This is a genomic window from Streptomyces sp. NBC_01116, from assembly GCF_041435495.1.
GTDB lineage: Bacteria > Actinomycetota > Actinomycetes > Streptomycetales > Streptomycetaceae > Streptomyces.
In genome coordinates, this window is the sequence record NZ_CP108644.1 from 4,944,254 (window position 1) to 4,959,899 (window position 15,646).

A 15,646-nucleotide genomic window follows, 5' to 3' on the forward strand; every position below is an offset into this window, starting at 1 on the left:
CACCGACGCGACCGGAGGTACAGGCGTCGTCTTGGACGGGTTGTCGGCGGGAGCGGACGGCTCGTACGGCGTCGTGTGCCGGAGTGTGCGGGGGACGAACCTGGCCGGTGTGCATGCTCTCTGCCTGCGGCTGGACTGTGTCTGCCCGTGTCATGCGGCGGCCCCAGCTCTGCGGGAAGCCGGGTGAGTGCCGTCCGGTCGGCTCCGGACGTGCGTATCTGTGAGGGATGTCGTCGGTACCCGGTGATTGCCGCCCGGTGCACCGTGCGTGCCAGGGATCTTCTCTGCCGGTCGTGTGCCGAGAGCGGTCGTCCGCGCCGCGTCGACCTGTTCCCGCCGTACGGGATCTACCGGCTTCACCGCCAACCCGTCAATCGAACCGTTCCGCTGAACAGAGGAGACGCACGATGACCACCATCCCCGCACGGGCCGAGGCCGGCAAGCACGGCGGGCAGCCCTCGGACAAGCCGTGGACGCCGCCGTCGGAGCCGAAGCCGTCTCCGGACGGCAGTGGCCCTCAGTGCTACCCGCAGCCGTGAGCACCGCACCCCAGGCGTCCACCTACCCGTGCCTGGTGAGGGAGTTGGCTGATCGTGGGCTGCTCACTGCCCGGTGGCGGCGGGTGTTCGAGGCCGTGCCGCGCAGCCGGTTCGTTCCGACGGACGTCTGGCGGCAACTCCCCGACCGGTGCGAGCCGGTGGTGGGGAGTGATGCGTGGCTGACGTTGGTGAACAGCGACGAGCCGGTCATCACCCAGCTCGACGACGGAGTCGAAGGTGGCCCGGGTGTTGCTACGTCGTCGAACTCGATGCCTTCGATGGTCGCCCGGATGCTCACGCTCCTCCAAGTCGAGGACGGTCAGCGGGTGCTGGAGATCGGGACGGGCACCGGGTATGTGTCCGCGTTGCTGTGTGAGCGGCTCGGGGACGATCTGGTCCACAGTGTGGAACTGGACCCGGTCGTGGCCCGGCAGGCGGCCGACGCCCTGGCCCAGTCCGGCTACCGGCCGCACCTGAAGGTCGGGGACGGCGAGGAGCCCTGGCCGGGGCTGGGTTTGGTGGACCGGCTGATCGCGACGTGCGCGTTGCGGTATGTCCCGTACGCGTTGCTGCGGCAGATGAGGCCCGGTGGGGTCGTCGTTGCTCCGCTGGCCCGGGAGTTCTGGTCCGGTGCGCTGGTCCAGCTGCGTGTCCTGGGTGACGGCACGGCGGCCGGCCCGTTCTGTGGTGGGGCCACCTACATGCCGATGCGGGCCCACCGTCTGCCCGACCTCCATGACGTACAGGGCAAGGGGCGGGCCCGTGCGGCGGGGCTGGATCCCGCACGGCTCCTCGATCTCGGGTTCGCCCTGTTCGCCGGGGCCCGGCTGCCAGGTGTGCGGCTCATCCACCAGAGCACCGACCAGGGTGTTCAGGTGTGGGTGACCCGGGAGAACGGGGCCGGAGCGATGGCCGCTTCGGGGGAGGAGGTGTGGCAGTACGGGCCCGGGTTCCTCTGGGAGGAGATCGAGCAAGCGTGGTGGGAGTACGAGGCGGTGGGACGGCCCGACGCCGGGCAGTTCGGACTGACCGTGACCGACCGGGGCCAGCGGGTATGGCTCCGCGACCCACGCGACGTCATCCGGCCCAGCCGGGTGTAGTCCGCGTACGGGATCGGGCTGTGGACGGGCGGGCCTGTGCCTGCAATAGCCGACTTGGCGGGCGCAGACGTTATGCCGACCGGCATGTTCGCACGGCCCGTGGGGCGGATCCGCCACCGCCCCAGCCCTCATTGTCCCGAGGCGCTCCCATCCGGGACAGGTCCGGCCGATCCCCGCGCCGGTCCCTGGTGGGCCCTCAGGTGGGCCCGTTCGCCCTGGTGGCCGAAGAGGACGAGGAGTTCGACCGTCCGGTCGTCGTCGGGGCCCAGCCAGTGCGGCACGTGGGTGTCGAACTCGGCCGCCTCGCCCGGCTTCAGGACCAGGGTGCGTTCGCCCAGGATCAGGCGTAGCCGTCCGGTCAGTACGTACAGCCACTCGAAGCCCTCGTGGGTCCGCAGGGTCGGTTCGGTGTCCGGGCCCGGCGGGATCAGCAGCTTGTGGGCCTGGACGCCGCCGGGGCGGCTGAGCGGTACGTAGGTGAGGCCGTCGCGGGTGACCGGGCGGAGGTGGATGCGCGGGTCGCCCGTGCGGGGTGCGCCCACCAGTTCGTCCAGCGGTACCGCGTGGACCTCCGCCAGCGGCAGCAGCAACTCCAGCGTGGGCCTGCGCGTGCCGCCCTCCAAGCGGGACAGGGTGCTCTCGTTGATCCCGGTCCGCTCGGCCAGCTCGGCGAGCGTCATCCCGTGCCTGCGCCGCAGTTCGCGGAGGCGGGGACCCACCGCGGCCAGGACGTCGTCCTTGGGCTTCCTGGCGCCCTTGGGTGTCCGTCCTGCTGTGTCCGCCGTGTCTTCCGTGTCTGCTGTGCCTTCGCCGGGTGCCATGTCTGCCAGGTTGCCGAAACGGCATGGGAGCTTGCAAGAGAGGCAGGCCGCAGCGCACCTTCCTGTCCAGTGGGCGGCTCGTCCGGAGCGGCCTCCACGGGCATGAAAGGGAACAGCGATGAGCAGCGACACCACCGGTGCCACCGGCGCCACCGACTCCGCCGCCTTCTGGGAGAACCACTACGCCGGCGTCGACGCGCAGTGGGGCACCCGCCCCAACGCCGTGCTCTCCGAGGTCGTCACCGCCCTGGCCCCCGCACCGGGCGACGGCGGGCGGGCGCTGGACCTGGGCTGCGGGCACGGCGGCGACGCGCTCTGGCTCGCCTCGCTCGGCTGGGACGTGACCGCCGTCGACGTCTCGTCCACCGCCCTGGGCCGGGTCGCCGCCGGAGCCGCCGCGGCCGGGCTCGCCGACCGCGTCCACCCGAGCCGGCACGACCTGGCCCGGTCCTTCCCCGACGGGACCTTCGGTCTCGTGACCGCCAGCTATTTCCACACCCCTGTGGAGATCCCCCGCGAGCAGGTGCTCCGGCGCGCCGCCGAGGCCGTCGCCCCCGGCGGCCTGCTCGTGCTGGTCGAGCACGCCTCGCTCGCCCCCTGGTCCTGGCGGGACGGCCACGAGGACGTACGCTTCCCCGCCCCCGACGACGTACTCGCGTCCCTGCGGCTCGACGACGCATGGCGGACCGAGCGGTGCCACGCGCCCCGGCGGACCGCCACCGGACCGGGCGGTGAGACCGCCACCGTGACCGACAACGTCATCGCCGTCCGTCGCGACCGCGACTGAAGCCGCCCGCCGGGACCACGACCGGCCCCGTCCGCTACGCCGACGTGTCCGGCTCCGCCTGGCGGGCCGGCCCGCGCGGGTCGGGGGAGGCCACCGCGTCCTGGGCCGTCACCCGGTCCTGCCCGGCGATCTCCCGGGTCTGCTCCGCCACCCACTCGGGGCTGATCGCCGGAGGCTCGCCCGGCACCTTGTCGCTCACGAACAGGCAGAACGGGTGGCCCACCGGGTCGAACATCACCCGTACGTCGGGCTGCGGCTGGAACTCCGCGGGTGTCGCGCCCTCCGCCACCGCGTGGGCCACGCCCGACTCCAGGTCGGTCACCTCGAAGTCCAGGTGCAGCATCATCAGCTGGTCGCCGGGGGACGCGGGCCAGACCGGGGGGACATACGGCTCCGCGGTCTGGAACCCCAGGCCCGAGCCGCCGCCGGGCGGGAGGAGCTTGACCCAGCCGGGCTCCTTCTGCACCGGCTCCCACCCGAGGAGCCGGCGGTAGAAGTCCGCCAGTTCCGCCGGGTCCGGGGCGTCGAGCACCGTGCTGGACAGGGTCAGGGTCGGGCGGGGCGTGGTCACGGTGGGCCTCCTCGTGCCGAAGGTGTGCCGATGCGCCTACCCCGTGGCGTCGCGCTCACCGGCCGGGCCCCGACACTGCCCCGACCGGCTCATCGCACGATGTCGTCGTACCCGTCGATCTCGCGCGGGTCCCGCGTCCCCGGGCCGATGTACGTCGCCGAGGGGCGCACCAGGCGGCCCGTGCGCTTCTGCTCCAGGATGTGCGCCGACCAGCCCGCCGTACGGGCACAGGTGAACATCGACGTGAACATGTGCGCCGGGACCTCCGCGAAGTCCAGCACGATCGCCGCCCAGAACTCCACGTTCGTCGCCAGGACGCGGTCCGGACGCCGCGCGTGCAGCTCCTCCAGCGCCGCCTTCTCCAGCGCCTCCGCCACCTCGAAGCGCGGGGCGGCCAGCTCGCGGGCCGTGCGGCGCAGGACGCGGGCGCGGGGGTCCTCGGCGCGGTAGACGCGGTGGCCGAAGCCCATCAGGCGTTCGCCCCGGTCCAGTGCCTGCTTCACGTACGCGCTCGCGTCGCCCGTACGCTCGATCTCCTCGATCATGCCGAGGACCCGGGACGGGGCGCCGCCGTGCAGCGGGCCCGACATCGCGCCCACCGCGCCGGACAGGGCGGCCGCGACGTCCGCGCCCGTCGAGGCGATGACCCGGGCCGTGAACGTCGACGCGTTCATGCCGTGCTCGGCCGCCGACGTCCAGTACGCGTCGACCGCCTTCACGTGCTTCGGGTCCGGCTCGCCGCGCCAGCGGATCATGAACCGCTCCACCACCGACTGCGCCTTGTCGATCTCGCTCTGCGGCACCATCGGCCGCCCCTGGCCGCGCGCCGACTGGGCGACGTAGGACAGCGCCATCACGGCCGCTCGCGCCAGGTCGTCGCGGGCGGTCGCCTCGTCGATGTCCAGCAGCGGTTTCAGGCCCCAGACGGGCGCCAGCATCGCCAGGGCCGACTGCACGTCGACCCGGATGTCACCGGAGTGCACGGGGATCGGGAACGGCTCGGCGGGCGGCAGCCCGGGGTTGAACGCCCCGTCCACCAGCAGGCCCCACACGTTTCCGAACGAGACGTGGCCGACGAGATCCTCGATGTCGACCCCGCGGTAACGGAGCGAACCGCCTTCCTTGTCCGGTTCGGCGATCTCCGTTTCGAACGCGACGACTCCCTCAAGACCGGGTACGAAGTCGGACATCAGGCGGCTCCCTCAGTTCGGCGGGCGGCGGGCGGCGTGCTGTGGTCGGGCGGCCCTGGCGTACGCGGAGCACGTGCGTCAAGGCCGCTGTGTGCAAAGGCCGCTGCTGTGCGAAGGACTCCCCAGGACACAGGGGCCTGTCCCAAGATATTGGCGGGTTCCCACGGAGCGGGGAAGCGTGACATCCGGCACAGGGGTCCATTTCGACGGCGCGTGGTTACGGGCCCTCCCCGCCGGGCACACTGGGCCGCTGCGGCAGGATGGGCCCGTGACCACACCAGATCACTCCGTGCCGAATCCGGATCATGCTGTGCCCGCACCGGATCACGCCGCCCATCATCAGGCTCCTTCCGCCAGGCCCTCCGCCGGGCCCTCCCGTAAGCCCTCCCCTACCGATTCCACCACCGATCCGGCGGCGATGCGCGAGCAGTACCGCTCGGAGGACTTCACCGAGCGCGACCTCAGCCCCGATCCGATGGACCAGTTCGCCCGCTGGTTCCGCCAGGTCGCCGTCGGCGGGGTGCTGCACGAGCCCAACGCGATGATCGTCTCCACCGCCGCTCCAGACGGCCGCCCGTCCTCGCGCACCGTGCTGCTCAAGCAGTACGACGACCGGGGCTTCGTCTTCTTCACGAACTACGACTCCCGCAAGGGCCGCGAGCTGGCCGCCAACCCGTACGTCTCGCTGCTGTTCCCCTGGCACCCGATGGCCCGCCAGGTCATCGTCACCGGCACCGCCCTGCGCACCTCCCGCGAGGAGACCGTGGGCTACTTCCGCACCCGCCCGCACGGCTCCCAGCTCGGCGCGTGGGCCAGCGCCCAGTCCACGGTCGTCGACTCCCGCGAGGAGCTGATCCGGCGGTACGAGGAGCTGGCCGCCCGCTACCCCGAGGGCGAGAAGGTCCCGGCCCCGCCGCACTGGGGAGGCTTCCGGGTGGTGCCCGAGACCATCGAGTTCTGGCAGGGGCACGAGAACCGGCTGCACGACCGGCTGCGGTACGTGAGGGAGGGCGACGAGCCGGGCGTCGGGAAGTGGCGGGTGGAGCGGCTCTGCCCGTGATCCGCTGATCCGCACTCCGTGAGGGCCGCGGAGGCTGGGGGCCTGTGGACCTGCGGGCCTGCGGGACTCGGCGAGGGTCTGCGGGACTCGGTGAGGGCCTGCGGGGGCCGGAAAACGCAGAAACCCGCAGGCTCGGGTTCCTCCGTGCACAGAGGAGCCGGCCGGACTTACCGGCGAGCCTGCGGGTCGGTGACTGCTGGGAATTGGCCGGCGTCCGGCCTGCACTGCAGAAAGAGTGCGACGACGGGCGTCAGCCCGCAGTCACCTCACGAGTCCGAGAAGAAATCACTTCCGGAACACCTCCTTTCCTGTGTGCCCACAGCCTAGAAGCGCCCCGGATCGCGGTTCAACCGATTTATTCGGTGACCTTTTCCGTGCCGATCTTTCCACCGTCGTTCGTGAGGCCCAGCGCGCCCCGCACCTTCCTCAGATCGACGAACTTGAAGCCGGTGGCCTCCCGTCCGTCCTGCGCGGGGGTGGCGTTGCCGTCCTGGACGACGAGCAGGCCGCCCGGGTACCGGCTGCCGAGCGGCTCGTTCAGCACCGCCGCGCCGTCACAGACCTCGGACCCGTCCAGCGTCTCCGAGGCCGCCGTCACGCGGAAGCCGCCCGCGTACACGGGAACGGGAACAGCGCCGTTCCCGCGGCCGGTCCCGTTCCCGCGGCCGGCCCGGCGGGCGTACGCGGCGAAGGTGTCGTCGCCCTGGCTGGAGGCCAGCAGATAACGGTCGCCGTTCCGCCCGGGGAGCAGGGTCAGCCCTTCCACGTCGGCCGAGACACGGGTGCCGCCGAAGCCCGGGTCCTTCCCGGGGGCGCACTCCTCGCTCTCCTCGTCGTACGTCCCCGGCACGCCGTACTCACGGACCCTGTCCACCAGCACCGGCTTCCCCCGCAGGTCGGCGGGCATCCGCCAGATGCCCACGTCCTCCTGGCCGGCGTAGAGCGTGCCGTCCGCCGGGTCGACCACCATCCCCTCGACCTGGGGCAGTTCGCCCGGCTCGCCGCAGGGCGTCCAGGACGTGCCGTCGGGCAGCCGGAACGCGGAGGGCAGGTCGAGGCTCCGGACCTTGCGGTACGTCACGGTGCCGGACCGGGTCGGGAGCAGCTCCAGCAGCGCGACCGACGTGCGGTTGCGCCGGCTGACCAGGGCGTACGAACGGCCGCTGCGGCGGTCCGTCCAGGTGGCCAGGCCGTACGCCGTCGTCTGCTCGTTGACCTCGTCCTGGTCGGCGGAGAACACCCGGGGCGCGGCCGGGTCGGTGACGTCTCTCAGCGGGCCGCCCGGCCGGGACGGGTCGATGCGGTGGATACGCAGCCGGTCGTGGCCCCGGTCGGAGGTGACGGCCAGGTCGGCCGTCCCGCCCGGGGACAGCCGCAGTCCGTGCACCAGGTCGACGTTGTTGAAGCGGCCCGGGGCGTCGTCGGGGCCGGGCGCGGCGGGGGCGGGCAGCGACTGCACCAGGCGGGCGTCCAGACCGTAGACCCGCAGCCCGCCCTCCTTGGCGGTGGCGATCACCAGGGTGTCGTCCGGGGCGGCGGGATTGCGCCAGATCGCGGGGTCGTCCGCGTTGGCGTTTCCGCCCTGCTCGTCGTCGTACAGCGTGGCGGTCTCGGCGCGCGGGGTGACGGCCGGGAGCGGCCGGGAGCCGTCCTGCCGGGCGGCGGGCGCGGCAGGTGCGGCGGGCGCCGGGGCGGCGGCGACGAGTGTCGCGAGCGCGGCGCATACGGCGAGGGTGGCCGCCGTCGGACGTGCGGTGCGGAAGGGCGTCACGGAGGAGCTCCTTGCGGTCGAGGGGCGGAGGAGCGGGCGGTGGAGAGGGTGGAGGAGCAGACGGAGGTGCGGGCGCAGGAGCGTTCGGAACGAAGGCGTGTGCGAGGGCGACCCAAGGCTGGGCGTGCCCGGTGGACTCCGGGTGACGTCGTCGTCACGCAGGGCCGTGCCGCCGGTGAACTCCCCGCGACGGAGGGGGCGACGGCCTCCGGGCGCTGTTGCGGTGTGGCGTGAAAGCGATGGTGGGGGTGACGCGGAACCGACCGGTGGGAGAAATGATTTCGGTGAAGTTGATGTGTGCTGGGTCACGTTCGAGTTGAATGGTCTGACGTGCGGCAATACACGCGGCGACGCGTGGGGAAACGGCGGACACGTTCTGCGGGGGGTGCGGAGTGGGTGCTTCCAGGAGCAGCGGGACCACCGACGAGCTCGGGCCGGACGAGGATTCCGGCGGCGGGCCCCCGGGGTGCTCCGCCGACCCCGGGCCGCCGGCCGGCGAGGGCGGGACCCCCGGTGAGCCTCCCGGGTCCGAACTGCTGGCCGCGCTGCTCGACGGCATGGACGCGGCGCTCTGCGCGTTCGACGCGGACGGCACGGTCACCCACTGGAACCGCGAGGCCGAACGCGTCCTCGGCTGGACGGCGCGCGAGGCCGTGGGACGGGCCGGTTTCGCGGGCTGGGCGGTGCGCCGGGCCGACGCGGAAGAGGTGCGGGCGCGGCTGATGTCGGCCATGGACGCGCCGGGGCGGCAGGTGCACGAGTTCGCCCTGCTGCGCAAGGACGGCGGCCGGGTGCTCGTGCGGACCCAGTCCGCCGGGGTGCGCGGCGCGGACGGGAAGCCCGCCGGGGTCTACTGCGCGTTCAGCGAGGTGCACGCCCAGATCGACCTGGAGCGGGCCATCGCGCTGAGCGAGGCACTGCTGGAGGACGCGTCCTGGGGCGTGGTCCTCGTCGACGTCGACCTGCGCCCGACGGTCGTCAACGCGTACGCGGCCCGCGCGCTCGGCGGGGGCCGCACCGCCCTCCTCGGCCGTCCGCTCGGCGAACTGGTGGTCCAGGGCGTCGAGGAGCTGGAGGCGGCCCTGCACCATGTGCTCGCCGAAGGCGCCCCGAGCGCCCCGGCCGAGGTGTGGGTGACCCTGCGGACGGCGGAGGGCGAACGCCGCCGGTGCTGGCGCAGCGGATTCCTGCGGCTGGCCTCGCCGCTGACGGAGGAGCCGGTTCCGCTCGGGGTGGGATGGCTGTTCCGGGACGTCACCGCCGACCGGCTCGCGGAGCAGGAGGCCGACCGGCTGCGGTTCCGGACGAGCCAGCTGCACCGGGCCGCCCGTACGGCCTCCGAGTGCGAGGACCCGATGGAGGCGGCGACCTCCCTGCTGGACTTCGCGCTCGCCGGGTTCGCCGACCACGTCCTGGTCGACCTGGTGGCGGGCGAGCGCCTGGTGCGCACGGCCGCCACCCCCTCCGACGCTCCCGGCCCCTGCCTCCCGGTGTCCGGCGGCGCCATCCCGGCCCGCTACGGCCCCGGCCACCCGGCGCTCCGGTCCGTCGAGCGCACCGGCACCGTCCGTACGAGCGCGGGCGGCGGGGACGCCGCACCGTCCTGGGCCGCGGAACGGCGCTGGCCCCGGGACGCGGCGCACGCCCTCTGCGCGGTGCTCCGGAGCCGGGGCCGGACGCTGGGTGTGCTGACGTTCCTCCGCGCGGCGAACCGGTCCGCGTTCGAACGTACGGACGCGGCGTACGCGGAGACGGTCGCGGCCCGGGTCGCGGGCGCGGTCGACCTGGCGCAGGTGACGGCGGGGGCGTAGCAGGGCTCCCGCCGCGCCTCACCCGGGCCTCATCACCCGGGCCTGCCGCGACTCACCCGCGCTTGCCCGCCCTGGCAGGGCGGTCTGCTCCAGGCGGTCTGCTTCCGGCGGTCTGCTTCCGGTAGTTCGCTGCGGGGTACGGGCGCTCAGGGCCGTACCCGGGAGCTCAGTGGCGGTAGAAGATGCGGTCCCGGTACTCCGTCATGACCCGGCCGTTCCACTCGTGGCCGCCGTCGACGTTGCCCGAACGCAGCATCGGCGGCTCGACGCCCCGGGCCACCAGCTGCTCGACGGCGGCGGCCAGCATCGCCTGCATGATCGCGCTGGTCACCACGGTCGAGGCGGGGGCGAAGGGGGCGTCGACGCCGGGAGCCGTCAGCTCCGCGTCGCCGATCGCGATCTTGCTGTCCAGGACGATGTCGCAGTGGTCGCGCAGGAAGCCGCCCGACGCGTGCCGGGAGCGGGTGCCCTCCGCGTACGCGACCGAGGTGAGGCCGATGACCTTCAGCCCGAGGGCGCGGGCGTTCTGCGCCATCTCGACGGGCAGGGCGTTGCGCCCGGACAGCGAGACGATCACCAGGAGGTCCCCGGCGGTGGCGGGGCTGGAGTCCAGGACGGCCGAGGCGAGCCCGTCCACCCGCTCCAGCGCCGAGCCGAGCGTGGCGGGCATGACGTCCACACCGACCACGCCGGGCACGGTGAGCAGGTTCATCAGCGCCAGGCCGCCCGCGCGGTAGACGACGTCCTGGGCGGCCAGCGAGGAATGGCCCGCACCGAAGGCGAAGAGCCTGCCGCCGGACTCGACGGTGTCCGCGACGGCCGCGCCGGCGGCGGCGATGCTTTCCGCCTCCTCGTCCCGCACCCGCGTCAGCAGGCCGATGGCCGCATCGAAGAACTGACCGGCCAGCTTGCTGTCGCTCATCGGGAGAGCCCTTTCGGCGGGGAAGGGGGACGGGTGGTGCGGCAGATGTCCCGCGGTGCGGGAATGCCGGTGCCGCCGATCACGTTGCGGTCTGGACCAGTGGACTGTCAATAGCGCCTCGTGGCCCCGGCCGTACGCACTTCCACCGGTCTTCCACCGGGGCGGCACGGTTGTCGGCGCTATGCGTCAGAATTGGTGCAGGGCCATCGCACGACGTTTTCTAGTCACAGCATCGAGGGGCACGTATGTCCGGACTGATCGACACCACGGAGATGTATCTCCGCACCATCCTCGAACTGGAAGAGGAAGGCGTGGTCCCCATGCGCGCCCGTATCGCCGAACGGCTGGACCAGAGCGGTCCGACCGTCAGCCAGACGGTGGCCCGCATGGAGCGCGACGGACTGGTCCAGGTCGCGGGGGACCGCCATCTGGAGCTGACCGAGGAGGGCCGCCGCCTCGCCACCCGCGTCATGCGCAAGCACCGGCTCGCCGAGTGTCTGCTCGTGGACGTCATCGGCCTGGAGTGGGAGCAGGTCCACGCCGAGGCCTGCCGCTGGGAGCACGTGATGAGCGAGGCGGTGGAGCGGCGGGTGCTGGAGCTGCTGCGCCACCCGACGGAGTCGCCGTACGGGAATCCCATCCCGGGACTGGAGGAGCTGGGCGAGAAGGCCGGGGCCGAATCGTTCCTGGACGCCTCCATGGTGAGCCTGGCCGAGCTGGACCCGGGCGCCGAGGGCAAGACCGTGGTGGTGCGGCGGATCGGGGAGCCGATCCAGACCGACGCCCAGCTGATGTACACGCTGCGCAGGGCCGGGGTGCAGCCCGGGTCCGTCGTCAGCGTGACCGAGTCGCCCGGCGGGGTGCTGGTCGGCTCCAGCGGGGAGGCGGCCGAGCTCGACTCCGAGGTCGCCTCGCACGTCTTCGTCGCCAAGCGCTGACCGGGTCGCCGCCCGCCGCCGACGCGTTCACCGCCCGGTGCGGGGGCGTTCGTCGTCCGGCGTCGGCCCGGTGGCCGGCGGTGCGTCGGCCGCGCAACACAACCGTGATGTGCGCTCGCCGATTTCCGTCCGGAATGGCAGCGGCCGGACGCGTCCTCTGCCAGGCTGAGGCCAGGCAGAGGACCTGAGGGTGTCGGCCGGCTCCGGCCGGCACGGTCGGGGAGGGAGCAGGGAATGCGCCCGTCGTTCCATCACGCGCACCGCACGGTGCCCGGCGTGCTTCTCCATGCCGTGATCCCGGCCGGTGCGGGGCCGTGCGCGCCGCGGTCTGCCATCGTTGTCGCGGCTCCGGCTCCGGCTCCGGCTCCGGCTCCGGCTCCGGCTCCGGCTCCGGTCCCGGTCCGCCGGGAGTCGCCCGGAGGCCGTCCCCCGACAGGGGGCGGCCCCGGCGTCCGAAGACACCGGGGCCGTTCCTCCCCTGTGCTGACCTGGAGCCCCGAGCTCTCAAGGTCAGTTCCCGCGGGCCCCTGTCCCCGAGCGGCCCGCCTCCCGCTGAAGATCTCCCCAGGCCGATCGGCATCAATCCTTGACCGGTGTCACTCGAACGTGGGGTCTTGGGAGGCGGAGCCTTATTTTCGAATAAGAGTTCGATAGCCTGACGGGGTGCGACCACACGGTGATCGAGGACCAGAAGGGGGTGCCAGGACTATGGTGCGGCGCATCGATGTGACCGGAGCCGACGGCGTACGCCTCGCGGCATGGGAGTTCGCCGATCCGCCCAAGGGGCGCGCGGAAGCGGACAGCGCTCCCGGGGTCTTACTGCTGCACGGACTGATGGGCCGGGCCTCGCACTGGGCCCCGACCGCCCGCTGGCTGGCCGAACGGCACCGCGCGGTCGGCCTCGACCAGCGGGGCCACGGCCGCAGCGACAAGCCCACCGACGGCCCGTACACCCGCGACGCCTACGTCTCCGACGCCGAGGCCGCGATCGAACAGCTCGGGCTCGGCCCCGTCACCGTCGTCGGCCATGCCATGGGAGCGCTCACCGGCTGGCAGCTCGCCGCCAAGCGCCCCGACCTCGTCCGCGCCCTCGTCGTCTGCGACATGCGGGCCTCCGCCCTCGGGGCGGCCTCCCAGCGCGAGTGGAGCGACTGGTTCGACGCCTGGCCGCTGCCCTTCGCCACCCTCGCCGACGTACGGAAGTGGTTCGGCGAGGACGACCCCTGGGTGGAGCGGCCGAACCCCTCGCGCGGCGAGTTCTACGCGGAGGTGATGGCCGAGCGGGAAGACGGCTGGCGCCCCGTCTTCTCCCGCCACCAGATGCTCCGCACCCGCGCCACCTGGGTCTTCGACGCCCACTGGGAGGAGCTGGCCCAGGTCCAGTGCCCCGCGCTGGTGCTGCGCGGACTCGACGGGGAGCTGGGCCGCGCGGAGGCCCAGGAGATGGTCCGGGTCCTGCCCCGCGGCCAGTACGCGGAAGTGGCGGACGCGGGCCACCTCGTCCACTACGACCAGCCGGACGGCTGGCGGGCCGCGGTCGAGCCGTTCCTGGAACAGCTCGCCGAGGACAACCGGGACGACCGCGAACCGGTCTCCCCGTAGTCCGCGGCGGGCCCCGCCCCCTCCAGCCGCCGGCCCCCGGCCCTCAGCCCTTGCTGACCGCCGTCAGGATCTCCGGCAGCCGGGCCGCCGTGCGCCGCGCGGCGATCCGCAGCCCCGCCCACCCGACGAGCGCCCCGTACGCGAGCCCGCCCGGCACCAGGAGCCACAGCGCGTCGTGGTGGTCCGTGACGTGCATCCAGACGGTCGGCGCGATCACCGGCGCGGCCAGCAGCGCGGCGGCCACCATGCCGCCGAGGATCGAGATCCAGGCCAGGCCGCCCTGCCCCGGCACCACGTTCTTGAACGCGCCCTCCTGCGGAATCGAGTACGGGAACAGCGCCGAGGCCACCGCGCCCGTCGCCAGCATCGAGCCCAGCAGCGCGAACGACAGGCCGAGCGCCCCCGGCAGCGCCTGCCAGTCACCGATCACCGCGGCCGTCACCGCACACACGATCAGCGTGAACGGCAGGGTGAGCAGCAGCAGGACGAACGCCCGCGCCCGCAGTTCGACGTACGCGTCCCGGGGCGAGGAGATCGTCAGCGCCACCATCCAGAAGGCCGAGGTGTCCTGGCCGAACTGGTTGTACATCTGCATGCCGAGCATCCCGGCGGCGAAGCACGCGAAGTAGACCGAGCCGGTGCCCTGGACCGCGTTGAGCAGCGGGACGATCGCCCCGACCGCCAGCGCCGTCACCCAGGCCGCCTTGGTCTTCGGGTCCCGGGCCACGTACCGCAGGCCGCGCTGCATCACCGTCGCCGTGCGGCCCTCCGGCAGGAGCGCCGACAGACCGCCCCGGCCGGACTCCTCGCGGGCCGGCTCCGCCGCCGCCAGGGTCGAACCGTCCGGCGAGGTCATCAGCCTCACCAGGGTCCGCCGCCACATCCACATCAGCGCCGCCAGGGCCGCCACCGTGATCAGGAGCTGGGCGACCGCGACCCCGTACGCACCGTCCGAGGCCGCGTCCACCGACGCCACGGCGGAGGCGCCGGGCAGCCAGCGGACCACGTCGCCCGCCGGTTCCAGCGTGGACAGCCCGCCGGCCTGGCCGAGCCGCTGCGCCCCGAAGTTGACGAACTGGATGCCCACCGCGATCACCAGCCCGCTGAGCACCGCGAGGTCGCGGCCCTTGCGGGAGTTCAGCAGCCGGACGTTGGCCGTGGCCATCGCCCGGGCCAGGGCCACGCAGAGCAGCATCGTCAGCGGGACCGCGAGCACCGCGAACAGCACGCCCGCCGCCCCGTGCGCCAGCGCGATGACCGAACCGACCACCAGACAGAGGGTGAACAGCGGGCCGATGCCGATCAGCGAGGACACCAGCAGGGCCCGGATCAGCGGCTCGGGCCGCAGCGGAAGCATCACCAGCCGGGTCGGGTCGAGGGTGTCGTCACCGCTGGGGAAGAACAGCGGCAGCACCGCCCAGCCGAGCGCCACGACACCCGTGAGCAGCACCACGACGGTGCCCGCGTGCTCGTTGCCGCGCAGCAGCACCAGGCCGAGCACCTGACCCGCGGCGAGCAGCAGCGTGAAGACCAGGGAGACGATGAACGCCGCCCTGCGCCCGGAGGACTGCCGCAGCCCGTTGCGCAGCAGCGTCAGCTTGAGGCGGGCGAAGATCGGGGTCAGACCCGTCGTCGGCGCCGTCGGGGCGGCCGAGGTGACCGGGGCGTCCAGCACGCTCATCGGGAACCGCCCAGCCAGTCGAGGGAGTCGCCGGCGTCCCGGCCGCCCGCGCCGACCAGTTCGAGGAAGGCGCTCTGCAACGAGGGGGCGTCGCCGCGGACCTCGGCCAGCGTGCCCTGCGCCTTGATCCGGCCCGCCGCCATCACGGCGACCCAGTCGCACAGCGACTCGACCAGCTCCATCACATGGCTGGAGAAGACCACGGTCGCCCCGGACCGGGTGTAGCGCTCCAGCACCCCCCGGATCGTCTGCGCCGAGACCGGGTCGACGCCCTCGAACGGTTCGTCCAGGAAGAGCACTTCGGGGTTGTGGAGCAGGGCCGCCGCGAGTCCGATCTTCTTCCGCATGCCGGTCGAGTAGTCCACGACCAGCTTGTGCTGCGAGCCCGCGAGATCCAGCACGTCCAGCAACTGGGTGGCCCGCTTGTCCACCTCGTCCCCCGGCAGGCCGCGCAACCGCCCGTTGTAGGCGAGCAGTTCACGCCCGGAGAGCCGCTCGAACAGCCGCAGCCCCTCGGGCAGCACCCCGATCCGGGACTTCACCTCGACCGGGTCCGTCCACACGTCGTGGCCCGCGACCTCGATCTTCCCCATGTCGGGCCGCAGCAGCCCGGTGACCATCGAGAGCGTCGTCGTCTTGCCCGCCCCGTTGGGCCCCACCAGGCCGACGAACTTCCCCGCGGGCAGCTCCAGATCGATCCCCGCGACGGCGACCTGGTCCCCGAACCGCTTCCACAGCCCCTGGACGCGGACGGCGGGCCGCGCCTCCCGCGCACCGCCCGCTCCCGTGTCCGTCGCCGCGTCTGTCTTGGTACGTGCATCCGCCCGGTCCGGCATGGCACAGCCTTTCGATA

General features: G+C 73.1%; 14 protein-coding genes. 7 read left to right on the forward strand and 7 right to left on the reverse strand.

The features are described from left to right. The first annotated feature begins 407 nt into the window (after positions 1-407). Both OG245_RS21680 and OG245_RS21685 read left to right on the forward strand, forming a co-directional pair. Entirely contained in the window at positions 408-539 is a 132-nt protein-coding gene (locus tag OG245_RS21680) for a hypothetical protein (RefSeq protein WP_371625146.1), read from the forward strand. Continuing rightward, a complete protein-coding gene (locus OG245_RS21685; protein WP_371625147.1) occupies positions 536-1,639 on the forward strand; it encodes a methyltransferase domain-containing protein in 1,104 nt (367 codons plus the stop codon). The genes OG245_RS21680 and OG245_RS21685 overlap by 4 nt, the downstream gene beginning before the upstream one ends. Positions 1,640-1,767: 128 nt before the next feature. Here the strand turns inward: OG245_RS21685 and OG245_RS21690 are convergent, their stop codons facing one another. Beyond that, a complete protein-coding gene (locus OG245_RS21690; RefSeq protein WP_371625148.1) occupies positions 1,768-2,460 on the reverse strand; it encodes a helix-turn-helix domain-containing protein in 693 nt (230 codons plus the stop codon). A gap of 118 nt (positions 2,461-2,578) precedes the next feature. Between OG245_RS21690 and OG245_RS21695 the strand changes: the two genes are divergently transcribed. Beyond that, entirely contained in the window at positions 2,579-3,247 is a 669-nt protein-coding gene (locus OG245_RS21695) for a class I SAM-dependent methyltransferase (RefSeq protein WP_371625149.1), read from the forward strand. A 34-nt stretch (positions 3,248-3,281) separates the two neighbouring features. On the opposite strand, the gene OG245_RS21700 is transcribed toward OG245_RS21695, so the two are convergent. Together OG245_RS21700 and OG245_RS21705 are read right to left on the reverse strand one after the other, a co-directional pair. Next, a complete protein-coding gene (locus OG245_RS21700; RefSeq protein ID WP_371625150.1) occupies positions 3,282-3,818 on the reverse strand; it encodes a VOC family protein in 537 nt (178 codons plus the stop codon). Positions 3,819-3,907: 89 nt separating this feature from the next. Then, the gene (locus tag OG245_RS21705; RefSeq protein WP_371625151.1) at positions 3,908-5,008 is read right to left on the reverse strand and encodes a citrate synthase 2; all 1,101 of its coding nucleotides are present in this window, start codon (positions 5,006-5,008) and stop codon (positions 3,908-3,910) included. 418 nt (positions 5,009-5,426) lie between these two features. Here OG245_RS21705 and pdxH point away from each other — a divergent pair, with 418 nt between their 5' ends. Then, positions 5,427-6,068 (forward strand): pyridoxamine 5'-phosphate oxidase, encoded by a 642-nt coding sequence (gene pdxH, locus OG245_RS21710; protein WP_371625152.1) that lies wholly within the window; start codon positions 5,427-5,429, stop codon positions 6,066-6,068. A gap of 355 nt (positions 6,069-6,423) precedes the next feature. On the opposite strand, the gene OG245_RS21715 is transcribed toward pdxH, so the two are convergent. After that, entirely contained in the window at positions 6,424-7,839 is a 1,416-nt protein-coding gene (locus tag OG245_RS21715) for a phytase (protein ID WP_371625153.1), read from the reverse strand. 392 nt (positions 7,840-8,231) lie between these two features. Between OG245_RS21715 and OG245_RS21720 the strand changes: the two genes are divergently transcribed. Beyond that, on the forward strand, positions 8,232-9,650 hold the full coding sequence (locus tag OG245_RS21720) for a PAS domain-containing protein (protein ID WP_371625154.1): 1,419 nt from the start codon (positions 8,232-8,234) through the stop codon (positions 9,648-9,650). A 166-nt stretch (positions 9,651-9,816) separates the two neighbouring features. Here OG245_RS21720 and OG245_RS21725 read toward each other — a convergent pair whose 3' ends face one another. Next, positions 9,817-10,572, reverse strand: coding sequence for an SIS domain-containing protein (locus tag OG245_RS21725; RefSeq protein WP_371625155.1), 756 nt, complete (start codon positions 10,570-10,572; stop codon positions 9,817-9,819). 245 nt (positions 10,573-10,817) lie between these two features. Here OG245_RS21725 and OG245_RS21730 point away from each other — a divergent pair, with 245 nt between their 5' ends. Beyond that, entirely contained in the window at positions 10,818-11,510 is a 693-nt protein-coding gene (locus tag OG245_RS21730; RefSeq protein ID WP_371625156.1) for a metal-dependent transcriptional regulator, read from the forward strand. A gap of 708 nt (positions 11,511-12,218) precedes the next feature. After that, positions 12,219-13,112, forward strand: coding sequence for an alpha/beta fold hydrolase (locus OG245_RS21735; protein WP_371625157.1), 894 nt, complete (start codon positions 12,219-12,221; stop codon positions 13,110-13,112). Positions 13,113-13,155: 43 nt separating this feature from the next. Here the strand turns inward: OG245_RS21735 and OG245_RS21740 are convergent, their stop codons facing one another. Both OG245_RS21740 and OG245_RS21745 read right to left on the reverse strand, forming a co-directional pair. Beyond that, on the reverse strand, positions 13,156-14,793 hold the full coding sequence (locus OG245_RS21740) for a transporter (RefSeq protein ID WP_371625158.1): 1,638 nt from the start codon (positions 14,791-14,793) through the stop codon (positions 13,156-13,158). Then, positions 14,790-15,629, reverse strand: a complete 840-nt coding sequence (locus OG245_RS21745; protein WP_371625159.1) for an ABC transporter ATP-binding protein — start codon at positions 15,627-15,629, stop codon at positions 14,790-14,792. Before OG245_RS21745 ends, OG245_RS21740 begins: the two co-directional genes overlap by 4 nt. Positions 15,630-15,646 lie beyond the last annotated feature (17 nt).

Excerpts from the sequence above, each read along its gene's own strand:
- OG245_RS21680 (WP_371625146.1), top strand. The coding sequence starts at position 408 with ATGACCACCATCCCCGCACGGGCCGAGGCCGGCAAGCACGGCGGGCAG.
- OG245_RS21690 (WP_371625148.1), bottom strand. The coding sequence starts at position 2,460 with ATGGCACCCGGCGAAGGCACAGCAGACACGGAAGACACGGCGGACACA.
- OG245_RS21695 (WP_371625149.1), top strand. The coding sequence starts at position 2,579 with ATGAGCAGCGACACCACCGGTGCCACCGGCGCCACCGACTCCGCCGCC.
- OG245_RS21705 (WP_371625151.1), bottom strand. The coding sequence starts at position 5,008 with ATGTCCGACTTCGTACCCGGTCTTGAGGGAGTCGTCGCGTTCGAAACG.
- pdxH (WP_371625152.1), top strand. The coding sequence starts at position 5,427 with ATGCGCGAGCAGTACCGCTCGGAGGACTTCACCGAGCGCGACCTCAGC.
- OG245_RS21725 (WP_371625155.1), bottom strand. The coding sequence starts at position 10,572 with ATGAGCGACAGCAAGCTGGCCGGTCAGTTCTTCGATGCGGCCATCGGC.
- OG245_RS21730 (WP_371625156.1), top strand. The coding sequence starts at position 10,818 with ATGTCCGGACTGATCGACACCACGGAGATGTATCTCCGCACCATCCTC.
- OG245_RS21735 (WP_371625157.1), top strand. The coding sequence starts at position 12,219 with ATGGTGCGGCGCATCGATGTGACCGGAGCCGACGGCGTACGCCTCGCG.
- OG245_RS21740 (WP_371625158.1), bottom strand. The coding sequence starts at position 14,793 with ATGAGCGTGCTGGACGCCCCGGTCACCTCGGCCGCCCCGACGGCGCCG.
- OG245_RS21745 (WP_371625159.1), bottom strand. The coding sequence starts at position 15,629 with ATGCCGGACCGGGCGGATGCACGTACCAAGACAGACGCGGCGACGGAC.